This is a genomic window from Bradyrhizobium barranii subsp. apii, assembly GCF_011516635.5.
Lineage (GTDB): Bacteria > Pseudomonadota > Alphaproteobacteria > Rhizobiales > Xanthobacteraceae > Bradyrhizobium > Bradyrhizobium barranii.
Genome location: NZ_CP096255.1, coordinates 4,849,013 through 4,864,912, shown reverse-complemented (window position 1 = coordinate 4,864,912; position 15,900 = coordinate 4,849,013). Strand labels below are relative to the sequence as shown.

The following is a 15,900-nucleotide window of genomic DNA, read 5'->3' as shown; positions in this document are numbered from 1 at the left end:
ACCCACATCCTCTCAGCCAGGAGGCGATCTATGCCACCTTGCCCCCTACGCCGCGGCAGCGGCTTCGTTCAATCCACAATCGAATTTGCAGGCTTTGGCGGTCTTTACCTCCCAATCCCTGCAATCTCAAACCGTCTCAAATCCGAAAAACAGACTCTCGCTCAATCGCTTAGAGCCTTGTTCACGGACGACGAGCCACTGATGCGCGAAAGGTCCGTGGTCAGGCTGTCGGTCACGCCATCAACGAAATAGTCCTGCTCGGGATCGCCTCCGAAGTTCGCGAACGGCAGTACGACGATGGAAAGGCGTGGCGCAGGAATCGACATCGCAACTGTTGCGGCATCGGACCGATCTGGATCAGCGGTACCCTGAAACTGTTCACCAGAATCGGCTGTGGGCGCCGCGTCTGCGGGCCTCTGCACTTCCTGCACCGTTCCAACGAAACGGAAGCCCTTGCGCTGCAGGGTTTTGATGAGACGCTGTTTTTCGCCGGAATCGCCAATCACACTCCGAGCGACGTTCAGCCGCGTCGTCAGTGCCGCATCGGACACGACACGGCCGTTCCAGATGGTCTTGATGAGGTCGTCCTTGCTTACGACCCGTTCCCTGTTGCGGATCAGGTAGTCGAGCAGGTCGAACACCTGCGGCGCAACCGAGACCACGTGCGCCCCGCGGTAAAGCTCGCGAAGGTCGGTGTCGAATGCGTACTCGTCGAAGAGATACCGCAAGCTGGCAATTCCCTGGGTGGCTTTCCCCCGTCGGTCTCTCGCGCCGGTTGCAGCGCAAGAATAAGCCGGCGGTGAAGAGAATGTAAGCAGAATGTCAAGAGCGCCCGCCCATGGCCTGCTACCATCCTCGGGACGGCACAATTTGCTCAGGAAGCAATCCATGAGCACGACCAACGGCTTGCCGTACCGCGCAGCAGTGCCCCGAGCAGCGGCTCAGGATTCAACGTAGGGCCGTCCGCTTGAAGGACTGGCAGCAACGCCACGACGCGCGTCCTCGGAATACAAACATGATGGAGACCGTGATGGCATTGAAGATCACGCGCCGCGCCTTCATCGCAACCGGCGCAGCCACCATCGCTTTGTCGTATCATGATAGCGGGTGGACGCAGACCTGGCCCTCCAGGCCGATCAAGATTGTTTGCGCCTATCCCGCCGGCGGACTTGCGGACACCCTCGCGCGCGTCTACGGCGAATACCTCTCCCAGAAGCTCGGCCAGCCGGTGATAGTTGAGAATAAGGCGGGTGCCAGCGGTTCGATCGCTGCAGCAGCCGTGAAGCAATCGCCACCGGACGGTTACACGTTACTCCTCGCCATCACCGCAACTCTGGTGCAAAGCCGCGTGCTATTTAAGACTTTGCCATACGACGCCGACAGGGACTTCGCGCTCATTTCCAGCATGTCGGCAGGATATCTGCCATTGGTCGCCTATAAGGCGACCAATGCCACCAATTTAAAGGAGTTCGTCGAATACGCCCGCAGGAACGTGACCAACGTCGGGACCTTCGGCGCAGGCTCCTACCCTCATATCGTCGTTGCAGAGCTCAACAAGCAGTACGGGCTGCAGATGAAAGCCGTGCACTACCGCGGCGAAGCGCCGATGTGGCAGGACCTCGCGGCCGGCGTGCTCCAGGCGGCGATGGGGAGCTACGCCAATGCCGTCAACGCGCTGGAATCCGGAGTTGGGAGGGCAATCGCCGTGCAGACGAGGACGCGGAGCAGAAAGCTTCCCGACGTTCCCACATTTTTCGAGCAGGGTGCCGAGTCCGAGCTCTTTGCTATGACCGGTTACGTCTTTCTTGCCGGTCCCATCGGCATACCGCAGGACATCGTGGAGCGTGTTTCCGGCCTGATGGTAGAAGCCGGCAAGACCGACAAGATACAGAAGCTGCTCGACGCGTACGGCATCGATGAGTCCGCTCAAGGACATATCGCGTTCAGAAAGCTGTACGACAGCGAAACGCCTCCCTTGGTGGCTGCCGTGAAGGCATTGGGGCTGACGCCTGAATAGAGTGCGGATGCCGGCGCCCGTCCGCCTTGCAGATCGCCGTGGGCCACGAGCGGATCTGTGCGCCATCGGCTGAATGGATGAACCCGTCACCTCAGCAGAACTCAGGGAACAAGCACCGCTGGCATTGGTCCTGTTGGCAGCGGTACAAACTGATTCTGCTGCCCCGGAGCCATCGCCAGGATTGCCAATGCAATTGCGAGGACCGCCAAGAGTCTGGCCATCAATCAAATCCGCTGAAGATCTTGCTGGTACGTACGAGATGATCTTGGCTCTGCGCTCCTTTGGAAAGGCAATCGTTCGACAGCGACTTGGATCGACCGGTCACACTCAATACATGCATGCTGAAGTAATCAGCACCGTGAACATGTCGACGTCGAACTCGTTCTCCAAGCTAAGTCCGAACCGCTCCAGCCATTTATCCTGAGCCAGGTAGGCCAACTTCTCTCGCGCCTGTGGGCAAACAAATTTGAGCCCTCCAACATTCTGAAGGTGATGGACCATTTCGTGTACCAGGACCGATTGATCAGTCGGCGAAGTGCCACCCCAATCATCAGGAAGCAGGATCGTTCTCGTCTCGTTGTCGTAAAGTGCGACAACCTCGCGCTGAGCTAGTTGTCCATCGCTTTCCATGAAGCCTTGCGAAGAAGTACGGTCCCTTGCACGCAACCTCGCAAGCTCCATCTTCGACGCAAATTCAACGACGGGACGCTGTTTGATGGCAGGCAGGTCGAAATTCGATGAGAGCCAAGTCACAATGTCATCCAACAGGGCTTCCGCAAGTTGAGCCGCATCAGAATGCAACGAAACCGAACGCGACTCGGCGGACGCGCTGCGCTCCAAAGCATATTCGCAATCGGCTTTAGAGGATGTGGCTAACGTTAGGGAGGCTATCGCCGCGACCAAGAGGAATTGCTTGAACATGACCCTCTCCTCAGAGGCTGTCCGAAAAAGAAACTCTTCGAAACATCAGTCGGCAATTGAATGGCTGGAACATAGCATTTGCCTCGCCACGTCGTTGTGAACCCATTCACACCCAAAGAACTCGCAACGCCGCCCGTCACCGAACATGCTGGCGAGCGGCGTGCCTCGTACTTCACCGGGACGCCGGCCGACCGTTCAGCAGACGACGGAACCACGTCGCTAGGGCGTGGTAGCGGACATGAGCGCCGGGGCAAACCGTTCAGAAGACGTTGCTGCCTTGGCATTCCGAACTGCAGCAATCAAGGCCGTGCACGCCTGCTGGAATTCGGCGGGCGAGCCTAGTTCGTCTTGACGAACTTGTACGTCCCCTTCTTGTGGCCAATGACCTGACTGATGCCATCGAAGTTGCTCTTGAGAGGGTCGATGGTGACGACGAGCGCGGCCTGGAGACCTTCGAATTTTCCGGTCCCACCCGTTATGTTGCAATTGTTGGGGGATGCGGGCAACCAGTCGCATTGCTCGAGCAACTGGTCGCCGTCCTTGTCGACGTAAGTACAGAATCCGTGAAGCTCGGCGGTCTTCGCCGAAGGATCCGTCAGGCGGCTGAGCTGACAACGTCCGCCCATGTTGTTGAGTACAGGATTTCCCGCTTCGTTTGAGGCTGCCATGGCCTGGTTCATGAGAACAAACTCTCTGCCGCCGCCGATCGCCATCGGCTTGAGAGCAGGAATCGGCGTGGCGGTGAATATGACCGAGACGGGGCCCTCCGGCGGCATGCTCTGAGCCTGGACACTCGTCGTTGCCAGAACTGATGCGACTGAAAGCAATGCGACGCTTGCGTGCAAAATGGCCATCGTTGACTCCCTTTGAGGTGGCGCAGAGAACGATTGCGGGCAGAGAAGCCAATGCCTTGCGTTATTTTGCGGCCTGCTGCGGCTGGGGCGGCGGCGGTTTGGGGACCGACGTGAGCATGCGAATCTTCCATTGCCCGTCCTCACGAACGTCGAGAGCGGTCCAAACAACGGTGAAGTCTATGGGAGCGCCTGTCTCGCTGTTGCCGGTAACGCGAGATTCGCCGGTGACCAGAGCCATGCTTTCTGACAATGACTGAACCTCGATCGTCTTGACCTCGAGGCGACTAACTCCCGCCTTGAAAGCGTTCTCATAGTATCTGGCATTGTCCACGACGCCGTCTTCCGTCACACGCATATAGTTCTTGGTGTAAAGCGAAGTAATCCCGGCAGCGTCCTTGTTGCTGAAGTACTGCTCGTATGCTGAACCTATCTTTCCAAGTTCTTCCTTGAGATTTTGATCTGACGCAGTCGCAGGAATTGCCGATAGTAACAGTGAGATGCATACAGCTCCGAATCCGCGCATGATGTCACTCCCTACTGTTGACGCCGCTCCAGACGAGACTTGAGACGAGGCTTGCCTCCATCCCCGTGAACTCCCGACGCCGCTGCATTTGAGCCGGCAGCCTCGTTGTTCTCCATGGACAGGAAGTCTCCCTTGATCTGACGCGAGGAATTTTCTCCGCAGTCAGCGCTGCTCGAAACTTGGTTGTTCGTCTTCATGGTGGCAGCAGAGCGGCCGCGATTCCGCCGCTAAGGTCAGGCGGCCGCACGAAAAGAAAACGGGAGGTCGCCGGTATTTCAGCGTCATCTCGGCCGTCCTGGCCGATCAGGATCAATCCGGCTCCGCCATTTGCCACGTCGAGAACCACGGGCTCTCCGCTCCACGTCTTGATCGGCTGCATTCCCACGATGAGGAATTCGCCCATGGGCTGATCAAGATATTGAAGGCGCAATTGCGGACCGACCTCCGCTGCAGCAAGTTCAAAGCCGAGTTGTCGGGCCCGCGCGTAAATGACGGCCAGAGCCACGCTATCGGTTTTGAAGCCGAGCTGGACCGCGGATACCGCCAAAAGCTCCACGTTCATCTTGTTAGAACTGACGGTAAATGCCGGTCGAGCGAGAACTTCCGCGGCCAACCCGCCGATATTGCAACCCACGGCATCCAATGCATTGCGCAACGCGAAGGAGTTGCCAAAAGTGCCGACCGCAATCGTCTTCCAAGTCGGAACGTCGCGGGCGGACCCGATGAGTTTTTGCGGCAAATCAACTGCACGAACTTTGCCGAGTTTCAGTTGATTCTGTAACACGTCGCGCGCCGAGCATTGTCCCCACGCCCTGGGCGCGAACTGAAACAAGGAAGCGGCACAGAGCAATGCAACCATCAAGCAATGGCTGCCCCACCTCGCGTTCAGATGGTGATGTGGTGCGGCACGATCCGCGTGGCTTGTCAGTATGCACATGTCGAAGATCGACTTACTGCAAAGTTCAACTAAAAAAACCCGCCTCCGAGTCAATGGGAAGAACGGAGGCCAATGAAAAACATCGTCCGACCGCACTCAAAAGGGGGGCCGGAGGCGGGACACGATTGGCTCAACTATTCCAACTTCAAATAAACGGGCGGCGGTCCGTAAGCCCGATCGCCCGCCGCATCAAACCGAAACGGAATGACGTGCTCAAACGTAGCACCACGAGTCCCTCGGTACAATCAGCAACTCCGCCCAGCAGCGTGCATTGCGATCACTCGATCGCGCTTCGCCGCGAACACCACTCTGAGGCCGCAGTCGTTTGTCATAGGTCACAAGCCGCGACTGTTCGCCGCAAGCTCATCGGCGACAATCGCGCGATCGCGCCATCGCGCGTCCGTCGGCCGCGCCCTCGCCCGCATCGCCACTCCGTATTTCACCGGGCAACGTGACGATCCCTGTGCCTATCACAATCGACCGCGCGCAGACGCCGGAGTATTCATCGAGCTATTCTCGGCAGATGGGCTCACATCGTCAGCGTCCGACCTCAAGACGATGAATCATCGGATGAAGGGCTGCTCCATTTCGAGCACACGAGGTTGCAATCCAATGACGATCCGGCGCTGAAGCTCGTCATCTAGACGCCGGTCTCGGGCGTCGGCTCAAGATCGCCTGGCGTCCGCTTTTGAGGGCCAAGCGGAGCGCAGCGATCCGTCAGAGCAACGCCGCTCGTGACCCGTCGGCGGACGTCCCTTGATCTAGATCAACCAGAACGCGGGGCTTCGCCGCTTAGCTGGCTCATCCTCCTTTGCCTGAGTTGGAAGGGGATAGGAAAACACCCGCAGTGGGGCACTACATCGCCCCACTCGGCCAATGCAGCGAATTTCAGGAGTACCCTTATGCAAAAGCATCTGTTGTCGCTTGCTGCGATCCTGTCGGGTTTGAGTCTCATCGTATCGACATCGACCCCGAGCGCCGCTCAATCGATTTCTGCGGAAGAGGCACAAGCGATCGCTGCAGAGGCGTATGTTTACTTCTATCCGCTTGTGACGATGGACCTGACGCGCAAGCAGCTCATCAATTCCGATCCCAAAACTGCGGCAATAGGCGGCCCTCCCAACACGTTCGACAATATCCAGGCCTACCCGACCGCAGACATGAAGGCGGTGGTGCGGCCCAATTTCGACACGCTGTATTCGAGCGCCTGGCTCGACCTGACCCGCGAACCCATGGTCGTTTCGGTTCCTGATACCGGTGGCCGCTACTACCTGCTGCCGATGCTCGACATGTGGACCGATGTGTTCGCGTCGCCGGGATGGCGTACGACAGGCACCAAGGCAGCGAATTTCCTGGTCGTGCCGCCGGGCTGGAACGGAAACGTGCCGGCGGGCTTCGCGCGTATCGACGCGCCGACGCCTTATGTCTGGATCATCGGCCGCACCAAGACCGATGGTCCTGCCGACTATGCTGCGGTTCACGAGGTACAGAAGGGGTACAAGATCACACCGCTATCTGGATGGGGTAAGCCCCCGGTCGCCGTGACACAGACCATCGATCCCAACGTTGACGTCAAGACGCCGCCGAAGCTGCAAGTCGACACGATGGCAGGCGATAAGTTTTTTGCCTATGCGGCGGAGCTATCCAAGGTCCACCCGCCACACATCACAGATGAGCCGATCATCGCGCGCATGGCGCGGATAGGGCTCGAACCGGGCAAGAACTTCGATATGACCAAAGCCGATGCCACGGTACGGAAAGCTATCGAGGATGCGCCGGCTCAGGCGCAAAAACTGATGGCATGGAAAATCCCAACGCTGGCGCGCGTCGCAAATCACTGGTCCATGAACACAGACACGATGGGCGTTTACGGGAACTACTACTTGAAGCGCGCGATCGTCGCGCAGCTCGGACTCGGCGCTAATCTGCCGGAGGACGCGATCTACCCTAACAGTGTTGGCGATGAAAACGGCAAGCCGCTCGACGGCGCAAACAAATACATCGTCCGCTTTGCCAAGGACGCGGTCCCGCCGGTCGAGGCATTCTGGTCAATCACCCTGTATGACGATGAAGGCTTCCAGGTTGCCAATCCACTCAATCGCTTTGCGGTGAGCAGCTGGATGCCGTTCAAGCGCGACGCCGACGGATCGCTCACGCTCTACGTCCAGAATGACAATCCGGGCGGCGATCGCGAAGCCAACTGGCTGCCCGCGCCCAAAAGCCCGTTCAACCTCACCATGCGTCTTTATGCGCCAAAGTCGGAGGCATTGACCGGCGTGTGGAATCCACCCGCCATCAAGCGGGTCGATAGTGAAACCGTTGGCCGGCAGCAATGACAATGCCAAGGGAGCCCGGCCGGGCAAGGCACGCGCGGCGAATTTAAAGCGCCCAAGAAAGGGCAGAGATGATTCCGCTTGCGAAACCTGAACCAGGATGACGCCGCCGAAGACGAACCTTCATCGAGATCGAACGGGAGGTTCGCTCCTCAAACGTCGCTCGATACATGCCTCTTGGACAGTTTACAAAGCTAAGGAGGTAGCCCATGCCGATCGTTCAATTTACTCGCTTCAAAACCGACAAGGTCGAGGAAACGGTCCAGATCATCCGGCAGGCGAAGAAAATCTTTGAAAAACACGGTGCCGAGTTTCTTCGGCTCTCCCGTTTCCACACCGGTCACTGGGCAGGAGAGTTGCTGGTTACGACGCGCTACTCCAATTGGGAAGTCTACGGCAAGGTGCAGGAGGCCGTGGCAAAGGACCCGGAGTTCGCGCAGCTGCAGGCTGATGGAATGAAGATTGCCGAACTGCAGGGCCGTAATATCGCCGTCAGCATCGATCTCTAGTCGGGGCGCCGCCCCGCAAACCACAATAAGCGCGGAGGCCGCCGGACATATGCCGGTGGCCTTCCCGATCTGGTGACGGCGTTTTACGCCCCGACCGGCGTATAGATCACGAGCTTCAGCGCGGGATCGTCGTTGGCCTGAAAACTCGTGTGCTCGAAATGCAGCACGCCCAGAGTTGGATGAGACATCGTCTTGAGGCCCGAGGCGGTGCTGCGGATCTCGTGGGCTTCCCACCATTTGACGAATTCCGGGCTGCCCTGTCGCAGCCGCGTCAGCAACTCCGCGAACGCGGGATCCCCGGCCCAGACGTCGTGGGTGGCGCGAAACATCGCGACCATGCGCTTGGCGACCTCCGCCCAGCCCGCGCCGTAAGCCTTACGCGTCTGTTTGTTGGTCATCATCAGGAGCATCGTGTTGCGATCCTCCTCCGGCAACCGGCCGAACGCAAAAACCTGCTCGGCGGCTTCGTTCCAGGCCAGCACGTCCCAGCGCCGCCCGGTGATATAGGCCGGATGCGGCAGGCTCTCGATCAGCCGCAGGATCGGCGGCGGCACGATCTCGCGCGTGAAGGCCCGCTTGTCGCCGTCGCGCGCCAGCGCCTTGAGATGCGCATGCTCGGTCTTGCTCAGCCGCAGCGCACGGGCGGGCGCTTCGACGGTGGTGACCGACGGGCTGACGGTGCGGCCCTGCTCGAGACGGATGTACCAGTCGACACCGATGCCGGCGAGCTGGGCGACCTCCTCGCGGCGCAGGCCCGCGGTGCGCCGGCGGCTGCCCGCGGGAAGACCGACCGTCTTCGGCGTCAGCTTTTCGCGGCGGGACCGCAGGAAGTCGCCGAATTCGATGCGGCGCGGGTCGGCCATGATGTTGCGCTCCGATGGAGGGCCTTCGTAATACTAGGATAATACCAGGCCTTCCTCGCCTTTCCAAGGCGGCGCATATGCCCTTTCACCCGACTTTGAGGTGAACATCATGAAAGCTGCCGTACTCAAATCCTTCGGATCGCCGCTGGTGATCGAGAATGTGCCGGAGCCGGTGCTCGGCACCGGCGAGGTCATCGTCGACGTCGTCGCCACGCGCGTCCTGTCCTACATGAACGAGGTCTTCAGCGGCGAACGAAACTACGCGCTCGACCTGCCGATCATCCCGGGTCCCGGCGGCATCGGCCGGGTGCGCGCGACCGGCCCCGACGCGACCAAGCTCGCCGTTGGCGACTGGGTGTTCTGCGACCCGACGGTGCGTTCGCGCGATGACATCGTGGCGCCCGATATCGCCCTGCAAGGGCTCACGGCCGCCGGCCCCGGCGGTATGCGCCTGCAACGGCATTTTCGCCACGGCTCCTATGCCGAGCGGATGCGCGTGCCGACCGAGAATGTGAAGCGGCTTGGCGCGATCACGTCCGCGGAAGCCACGCAATGGTGCGCGCTGGGCACGCTGCTGGTGCCCTATGGCGGCTTCCTCGCCGCCAACCTTCAGCCCGGCGAGACCGTGCTGGTGAGCGGCGCCACCGGCAATTTCGGCAGCGCGGCCGTCTCCGTCGCGCTCGCGATGGGCGCGGCCTGCGTGGTCGCGCCCGGTCGCAACGACAGGATTCTGGCCGACCTCGTCCGCCGCTTCGGCGATCGGGTGAAGCCGGTGAAGCTCACCGGCAACGAGAGCGACGACTGCGAAAGCATGAAGCGCGCCGCGCCGGGGCCGATCGACTGCGTATTCGACATCATGCCGCCCTCGGTCTGCACGACCGTCGTACGCGCGGCGATCATGACGGTGCGCGCTTACGGCCGCGTCGTGCTGATGGGCGGCGTCGGCATGGCGGGCGGCGCGGGCCTCGATCTGCCCTACCCTTGGATCATGCGCAACTGCATCAGCATCCACGGCGTCTGGATGTATCCGCCGGATGCGGCGAGCCGCCTGATCGCCCTGGTGCGCGCGGGATTGTTACGGCTGGACGAGTACGAGGCGACGGCCTTCGACCTCGACCACGTCAACGAGGCGGTGGAACACGCCGCGGCGAATGGCGGACCGTTCAAATTGACTGTGATCAGGCCATAATGGCCCCTCCGCTGCGGCGATGCGCCGTCGCAGCCGATAGGCCCGACATGTCAAATGGCTGGAAGGCGTCACCCCGATCGTAGCCGGCCAGGGCCGGCTACTGTGCATGGGGTTGTTTTCGCAGTTTTTATTATTCGAGCTCGATGACCTGGCCGTTCGACAGCGACACGCGCCGGTCCATGCGGCCGGCCAGCTCCATGTTGTGGGTCGCGATCAGCATGGAGACCTTGGTCGCCTTGACCAGCTGCATCAGGGCCTGGAAGACGTGATCGGCCGTGTGCGGATCGAGGTTGCCGGTCGGCTCGTCCGCGAACAGCACGCGCGGCGCGTTGGCGACCGCGCGCGCAATCGCGACGCGCTGCTGCTCGCCGCCCGACAGTTCCGCGGGCCGATGGGTGATGCGGTCGCCGAGGCCGAGATAGCCAAGGATCTCCTTGGCGCGCTTGACGCTCTCCGACTTCTTCAGGCCGCGGATCATCTGCGGCATCATGACGTTCTCGAGCGCCGAGAACTCCGGCAGCAGCCGGTGCGACTGGTAGACGAAGCCGATATCGGTGCGGCGGAGCTGGGTACGCTCGATGTCGGGCAGCTGCGAGGTCGGCGCGCCGTTGACGTAGACCTCGCCGGAATCGGGCGCTTCAAGCAGCCCTGCGATGTGCAGCAACGTCGATTTGCCCGAGCCCGACGGTGCGACCAGCGCCACCGATTGCCCGGCCCACAGCGCGAGCTTGGCGTTGTCGAGGATCGTCAGCGGCACCTCGCCCTGCAAGTACTGCCGCTTTATCTCGTGGAGATAAATGACCGGTACATCTTCCGCCCCCTGCTGGCTCTCCATCAGCCCCTCACTCGTACCGCAGCGCTTCGACGGGATCGAGGCGCGCGGCGCGCCACGACGGGTACAGCGTCGCAAGAAACGACAGCGTCAGCGCCATGATGACGACCGCCGTGGTCTCGCCGACGTCGATCTCGGCGGGCAGTTTCGACAGGAAGTAGAGCTCCGGCGAGAACAGCTCGGTGCTGGTCAGCCAGGACAGGAATTGCCGGATGGACTCGATGTTGAGGCAGATCACGAGGCCGACGAAGAAGCCGACCAGCGTCCCGACCACGCCGATCGAGGCGCCCGTGATCAGGAAGACGCGCATGATCGAGCCTTGCGAAGCGCCCATCGTGCGCAGGATCGCGATGTCGCTGCCCTTGTCCTTCACCAGCATGATCAGGCCGGAGACGATGTTGAGCGCGGCGACCAGCACGATCATGGTCAGGATCAGGAACATCACGTTGCGCTCGACCTGGAGCGCATTGAAGAAGGTCGAGTTGCGCTGCCGCCAGTCGACCAGGAACACCGGCCGGCCCGCGGCCTCCGTCACCGCCTTGCGGAAGGCGTCGATCTTGTCGGGGTTGGTGGTGAACACCTCGATCGAGGTGACGTCGTTGCTGCGGTTGAAATAGGCCTGAGCTTCAGCCAGTGGCATGAACACGAAGCCGAGATCGTATTCGGACATGCCGATCTCGAACACCGCGACGATCTTGTAGGGCTTTATGCGCGGCGTTGTGCCCATCGGGGTGACCGCGCCCTTCGGCGCCACCAGCGTCACGCTGTCACCGGCATGCAACGACAGCTGGTCGGCGAGGCGGCGGCCGATCGCGACCCCCTGCCCGTCGTCAAAGCCCTCGAGCGAGCCCTGCTTGATGTTCTTGGCGATCGACGTGAGGTTGTTGAGGTCATCGGAGCGGATGCCGCGCACCAGGACGCCCGAGGCGTTCCACGGCGAGGACGCCAGCGCCTGGCCGTCGACCACGGGCGCTGCGAGCCGGATGCCCTGGACCTGGCTGAGGCGGTCGGCGACGTCCTTCCAGTCGGTCAGCGGCGATTCCAGCGGCTGCACCAGGATGTGGCCGTTGAGGCCCAAAATCTTGTCGAGCAGCTCTTTGCGGAAGCCGTTCATGACAGCCATGACGATGATCAGCGTCGCCACGCCGAGCATGATGCCGAGGAAGGAGAACCCGGCGATGACCGAGATGAATCCCTCCTTGCGGCGCGCCCGCAGATAGCGCGCCGACAGCATCCACTCGAATGGCGCAAAAGGCGCGGTTTGCTTGGTCTCGGTCATGGTCTCATCCATCGCTCGATAATCCCATGATTCGGGGTCAATTGTGGCCGGATTGGCGGCCGCGATATCGCGCGATGAACAATATTCAGCCGACCAGCCGGGCGACCGCGTCCGCAGGCGACATCGTCTCGCGAGAGCCGTCACTGCGCTTCTTGATCTCGACCTTGCCCTCGGCGAGGCCCTTCGGCCCGATCATGATCTGCCAGGGGATGCCGATCAGGTCGGCGGCGGCGAATTTGGCGCCGGCCCGCTGATCGGTGTCGTCGTAGAGCACGTCGACACCCTTGGCGGTGAGCTCGGCGTAGAGCTTCTCGCAGGCCGCATCGACCGCGGCATCGCCCTGCTTGAGGTTGAGAATCGACGCGCGGAACGGGGCCACCGCCTCCGGCCATTTGATGCCGGCATCGTCATGGCAGGCCTCGATGATGGCGCCCAGCAGGCGCGAGACGCCGACGCCGTAGGAGCCGCCATGGATCGGCACATCGACACCGTCGGGGCCCGCAACTAGTGCCTTCATCGCATCGGAATACTTCGTGCCGAAATAGAAGATCTGCCCGACCTCGATGCCGCGGGTGTTCACCCGCTTGTCCGCAGGCACTTCCTGCTCGAAGCGCGCGGCGTCGTGCACGTCTTCCGTCGCCGCATAGACCGAGGTCCATTGCTTGATGATCGGCGTCAGGTCGCTGTCATAGTCGACGTCCTCGCCCGGCACCGGCAGGTCCAGCACGTCGCGATTGATGAAAACGCCGGATTCGCCAGTCTCCGCAAGCACGATGAACTCGTGGCTGAGATCGCCGCCGATCGGGCCGGTCTCGGCGCGCATCGGGATCGCCTTCAGCCCCATCCGCGCGAAGGTGCGCAGATAGGCGACGAACATCTTGTTGTAGGAGATCCGCGCAGCCGCCTCGTTGAGGTCGAAGGAATAGGCGTCCTTCATCAGGAACTCGCGGCCACGCATCACGCCGAAACGCGGACGCTGCTCGTCGCGGAATTTCCATTGGATATGATAGAGGTTGAGCGGCAGGTTCTTGTAGGACTTGACGTAGGCGCGGAAGATCTCGGTGATCATTTCCTCGTTGGTCGGCCCATACAGCAGCTCGCGCTTGTGGCGGTCGGCGATGCGCAGCATTTCCGGGCCATAGGCGTCGTAACGGCCGCTCTCGCGCCAGAGGTCGGCCAGCTGGAGCGTCGGCATCAAGAGTTCCAGCGCGCCGGAGCGGTCCTGCTCCTCGCGCACGATCTGCTCGATCTTCTTCAGCACGCGGAAGCCGAGCGGCAGCCAGGCATAGATGCCGGCCGCCTCCTGCCTGATCATGCCGGCGCGCAGCATCAGCCGATGCGAGACGATCTCCGCCTCTTTCGGATTTTCCTTCAGGATGGGCAGAAAGAATCGCGACAACCGCATGGCAATACTCTGGGAATCAGTGATCGCCTGCAGTGAAAGCGGATTGGGAGCGAAAACACAAGACCGGGAATGAGGAAAAGCCGCTAAGGCGGCGGAATTCCTGTCATTTTTCCGTTGCCTTCAGGTTCAGCATGAACCGCACCGGCGCGCTTTAAGGCAGCCCCAGATCGAGCTCGTCCTCCAGCGTGACCTTCTCGAAATCGGTCACCAGCGCGTCGATCCGCACATGCCAGCGGCCGGCGAAGGGGAGCTCGACCTTGCGCACATGCCAGTAGCCGTCCGGCCCGAGCGAGGCGCCCCGCTCCATCGGCTCGATGCCGCGCTCCGGCAGGCTCAGGGTCAGCGTCACCTCCTTGGCCGTGAGCAGTGTCGCCTCGCTGGTCATGAGCTGGAGCACGAAATCGTCGACGCCGGGTTTCCCAGGAGACACCAGCACCTGGAACATCGCCTTGTCGCTGTGGATGTGGATCGCTAGCGGCGTCTCGGGAATGATCGTTCGCGGCGGCGGCGTGAAGCGCCAGCCGGCGACGACGGCAAGGATAGCGAGTGCAATCGCACCTTCCAGCAGGATCGAGCGCTTGAGCGCGGGCGTCCCATTCCCGTCCCGGGCCAGGGCCGGTGTCAGCCTGAACCGATTGAGCGCGGCGAGCGCCAGCAATCCCGTGACCAATGCAAGTTTGATCGAGAGGATGAGTCCGTAGCGGGTCTCGACCAGCGCGACCGGCTTTTCGAGCTGAACGATCGCGAGTGCGAGGCCGGTCAAGGCCAGCACGCCGACCGCCAGCGCAGCGATGCGGGAAAAGCGGTTCACGACGGGGAGCGTCGCAGTCGTCGGCTTCGACACCAGCGCGACCAGCGGCGCGAGAGCACCGATCCAGATGGTGACGCCGAGGCCGTGGAGAAAGATCGCCGGCCGGGTCAACGCCTCCGGCGGCGCCGTTGCGGCGTGCCCGGTCATGGCAAGCGACAGACCGACGCCGACCAGCGCGATGATCGCAAGAGCGCGCGCATACCATGCGCTGCGTAGCGCCATCAACGCGAGCAGCATCGCGGCAATCGCAACCAGCAGCGCGGGGCGGGCGCTGGTCGCGAACGCGACCTTCCACGGGGCGGCCGTCGCGAGAGCCGCCGGCGGCAGCCCGAGGAGATCGAGGCCCAACGCGCCAACGGACGCTGCGGCGCTCGGAATGCCGATGGCGAGCGCTACGCGCGGAACGGTCATCCCCGTCGTTGACCACGCAACCCAGCGCGCAAAGAACGCGCCTCCGACACCGACGAACAGCCCGAGATAAAGACCGACCCGCGCCAGCCAGATCAGCACATTCAACCCGCGATCCGCATTGGCGGGAGGTTGCGTCCCCGTCGGCATGCCGATCGAAAAGATCACCGATCCCGCGACGGGGTGGCCGTCCTGCGAGATCACGCGATAGCTGACGACAGCAGTGCCTTGCGGCAGGTCGGGCGGCATCGCGACCGAGATCGTTTCGCCCAACGCGCTGACGCGCGCGTCGTCCCGCGCCCTGCCGGCACCGTCGATCAATTGGATTGCGCCGGGCGTCACCGCCTCGTTGAAGCGCAGCTCCACCGTCTTCGGCGCGCTCGCAAGCATGCTGCCGCTCGCCGGCTCGACCGCGACGAGCGCCGCATGTGCGGACGCGCCGGTCGTGAAGCCGACAACGCAGAGGAGCGTCGCGAGCGCGGCGAGCAGGCGCATCAGGGCTTTGGCAAGAGCTTCACGCCCGGTGCCGGCGATTTGCCCTCATGCGAATGCCCTGCCCCGTCCACCGGAATCTCGATCCAGCGGCTGACGCCGGTCTCGCACTCCTGGACGACAGGGAAATACAGCGTCGTGTTCGGCTTCAGGCTGTCGGTCAGAAAACTGCTGATGACGAACTCGTCGTAATTGTGGTCCGGCAGCTTGCCGCCGGACCAGGCGACCTCCCTGACGCCGGAGGAAAGCTTGTTGCCGTGATAGTCGTATTCGTTGGCGTACTTGCCTTCGACGACATCGACGCTCCAGCCCGCCTTTGGCATCGGCTTCACCGCGATCACACCTTCCGGAATCTGCACCCTGATCTTCACGGTAGGCGAACCCGCGCAGCCGTGCGGCACGGCGAAGACGGCCTTGTAATAGGAAGCAACCGTGGCCTGCTTGGTCTCGAGCGTGATATGCGCCGATGCAGGCGACGCGGCCAGCGCGGCGATCAGGAACAGGCAGGATCTCTTCGACATGTTTGG

General features: G+C 61.9%; 14 protein-coding genes and 1 pseudogene. 4 read left to right on the top strand and 11 right to left on the bottom strand.

Annotated features, from left to right (window positions below):
* Positions 1-176 precede the first annotated feature (176 nt).
* A pseudogene (locus tag HAP41_RS23100) lies at positions 177-728 on the bottom strand (winged helix-turn-helix domain-containing protein); the annotation flags it as partial.
* A gap of 287 nt (positions 729-1,015) precedes the next feature.
* On the opposite strand from HAP41_RS23100, the gene HAP41_RS23095 reads away from it, so the two are divergent.
* Positions 1,016-2,017 (top strand): Bug family tripartite tricarboxylate transporter substrate binding protein, encoded by a 1,002-nt coding sequence (locus HAP41_RS23095; RefSeq protein ID WP_224580769.1) that lies wholly within the window; start codon positions 1,016-1,018, stop codon positions 2,015-2,017.
* A gap of 327 nt (positions 2,018-2,344) precedes the next feature.
* On the opposite strand, the gene HAP41_RS23090 is transcribed toward HAP41_RS23095, so the two are convergent.
* From HAP41_RS23090 to HAP41_RS23075, 4 genes are all read right to left on the bottom strand, one after another.
* On the bottom strand, positions 2,345-2,938 hold the full coding sequence (locus HAP41_RS23090) for a DUF6647 family protein (protein ID WP_166096961.1): 594 nt from the start codon (positions 2,936-2,938) through the stop codon (positions 2,345-2,347).
* 338 nt (positions 2,939-3,276) lie between these two features.
* Positions 3,277-3,792 (bottom strand): hypothetical protein, encoded by a 516-nt coding sequence (locus HAP41_RS23085; RefSeq protein ID WP_166096962.1) that lies wholly within the window; start codon positions 3,790-3,792, stop codon positions 3,277-3,279.
* A 61-nt stretch (positions 3,793-3,853) separates the two neighbouring features.
* Positions 3,854-4,315 carry a YybH family protein gene (locus HAP41_RS23080; RefSeq protein ID WP_063983016.1) on the bottom strand — a complete coding sequence of 154 codons (462 nt, stop codon included), beginning with the start codon at positions 4,313-4,315 and terminating at the stop codon, positions 3,854-3,856.
* Between the two features lie 193 nt (positions 4,316-4,508).
* On the bottom strand, positions 4,509-5,174 hold the full coding sequence (locus HAP41_RS23075; RefSeq protein ID WP_224580770.1) for a hypothetical protein: 666 nt from the start codon (positions 5,172-5,174) through the stop codon (positions 4,509-4,511).
* Between the two features lie 980 nt (positions 5,175-6,154).
* On the opposite strand from HAP41_RS23075, the gene HAP41_RS23070 reads away from it, so the two are divergent.
* Positions 6,155-7,588, top strand: a complete 1,434-nt coding sequence (locus HAP41_RS23070; protein ID WP_166096964.1) for a DUF1254 domain-containing protein — start codon at positions 6,155-6,157, stop codon at positions 7,586-7,588.
* Between the two features lie 206 nt (positions 7,589-7,794).
* Complete coding sequence (locus tag HAP41_RS23065; protein WP_063983013.1) at positions 7,795-8,094, top strand: hypothetical protein; 300 nt, start codon at positions 7,795-7,797, stop codon at positions 8,092-8,094.
* Positions 8,095-8,177: 83 nt separating this feature from the next.
* Here HAP41_RS23065 and HAP41_RS23060 read toward each other — a convergent pair whose 3' ends face one another.
* Complete coding sequence (locus tag HAP41_RS23060; protein WP_166096965.1) at positions 8,178-8,957, bottom strand: helix-turn-helix transcriptional regulator; 780 nt, start codon at positions 8,955-8,957, stop codon at positions 8,178-8,180.
* A gap of 109 nt (positions 8,958-9,066) precedes the next feature.
* On the opposite strand from HAP41_RS23060, the gene HAP41_RS23055 reads away from it, so the two are divergent.
* Entirely contained in the window at positions 9,067-10,146 is a 1,080-nt protein-coding gene (locus HAP41_RS23055) for an alcohol dehydrogenase catalytic domain-containing protein (protein WP_166096966.1), read from the top strand.
* 130 nt (positions 10,147-10,276) lie between these two features.
* On the opposite strand, the gene HAP41_RS23050 is transcribed toward HAP41_RS23055, so the two are convergent.
* From HAP41_RS23050 to HAP41_RS23030, 5 genes are all read right to left on the bottom strand, one after another.
* Entirely contained in the window at positions 10,277-10,981 is a 705-nt protein-coding gene (locus HAP41_RS23050; protein WP_166096967.1) for an ABC transporter ATP-binding protein, read from the bottom strand.
* A gap of 7 nt (positions 10,982-10,988) precedes the next feature.
* The gene (locus HAP41_RS23045; protein ID WP_014494909.1) at positions 10,989-12,269 is read right to left on the bottom strand and encodes a lipoprotein-releasing ABC transporter permease subunit; all 1,281 of its coding nucleotides are present in this window, start codon (positions 12,267-12,269) and stop codon (positions 10,989-10,991) included.
* 73 nt (positions 12,270-12,342) lie between these two features.
* The gene (proS, locus tag HAP41_RS23040) at positions 12,343-13,662 is read right to left on the bottom strand and encodes a proline--tRNA ligase (RefSeq protein ID WP_071913420.1); all 1,320 of its coding nucleotides are present in this window, start codon (positions 13,660-13,662) and stop codon (positions 12,343-12,345) included.
* 151 nt (positions 13,663-13,813) lie between these two features.
* A complete protein-coding gene (locus HAP41_RS23035) occupies positions 13,814-15,376 on the bottom strand; it encodes a copper resistance CopC/CopD family protein (protein WP_166096968.1) in 1,563 nt (520 codons plus the stop codon).
* Entirely contained in the window at positions 15,376-15,894 is a 519-nt protein-coding gene (locus HAP41_RS23030; RefSeq protein WP_166096969.1) for a YcnI family copper-binding membrane protein, read from the bottom strand. Before HAP41_RS23030 ends, HAP41_RS23035 begins: the two co-directional genes overlap by 1 nt.
* Between the last annotated feature and the right edge of the window lie 6 nt (positions 15,895-15,900).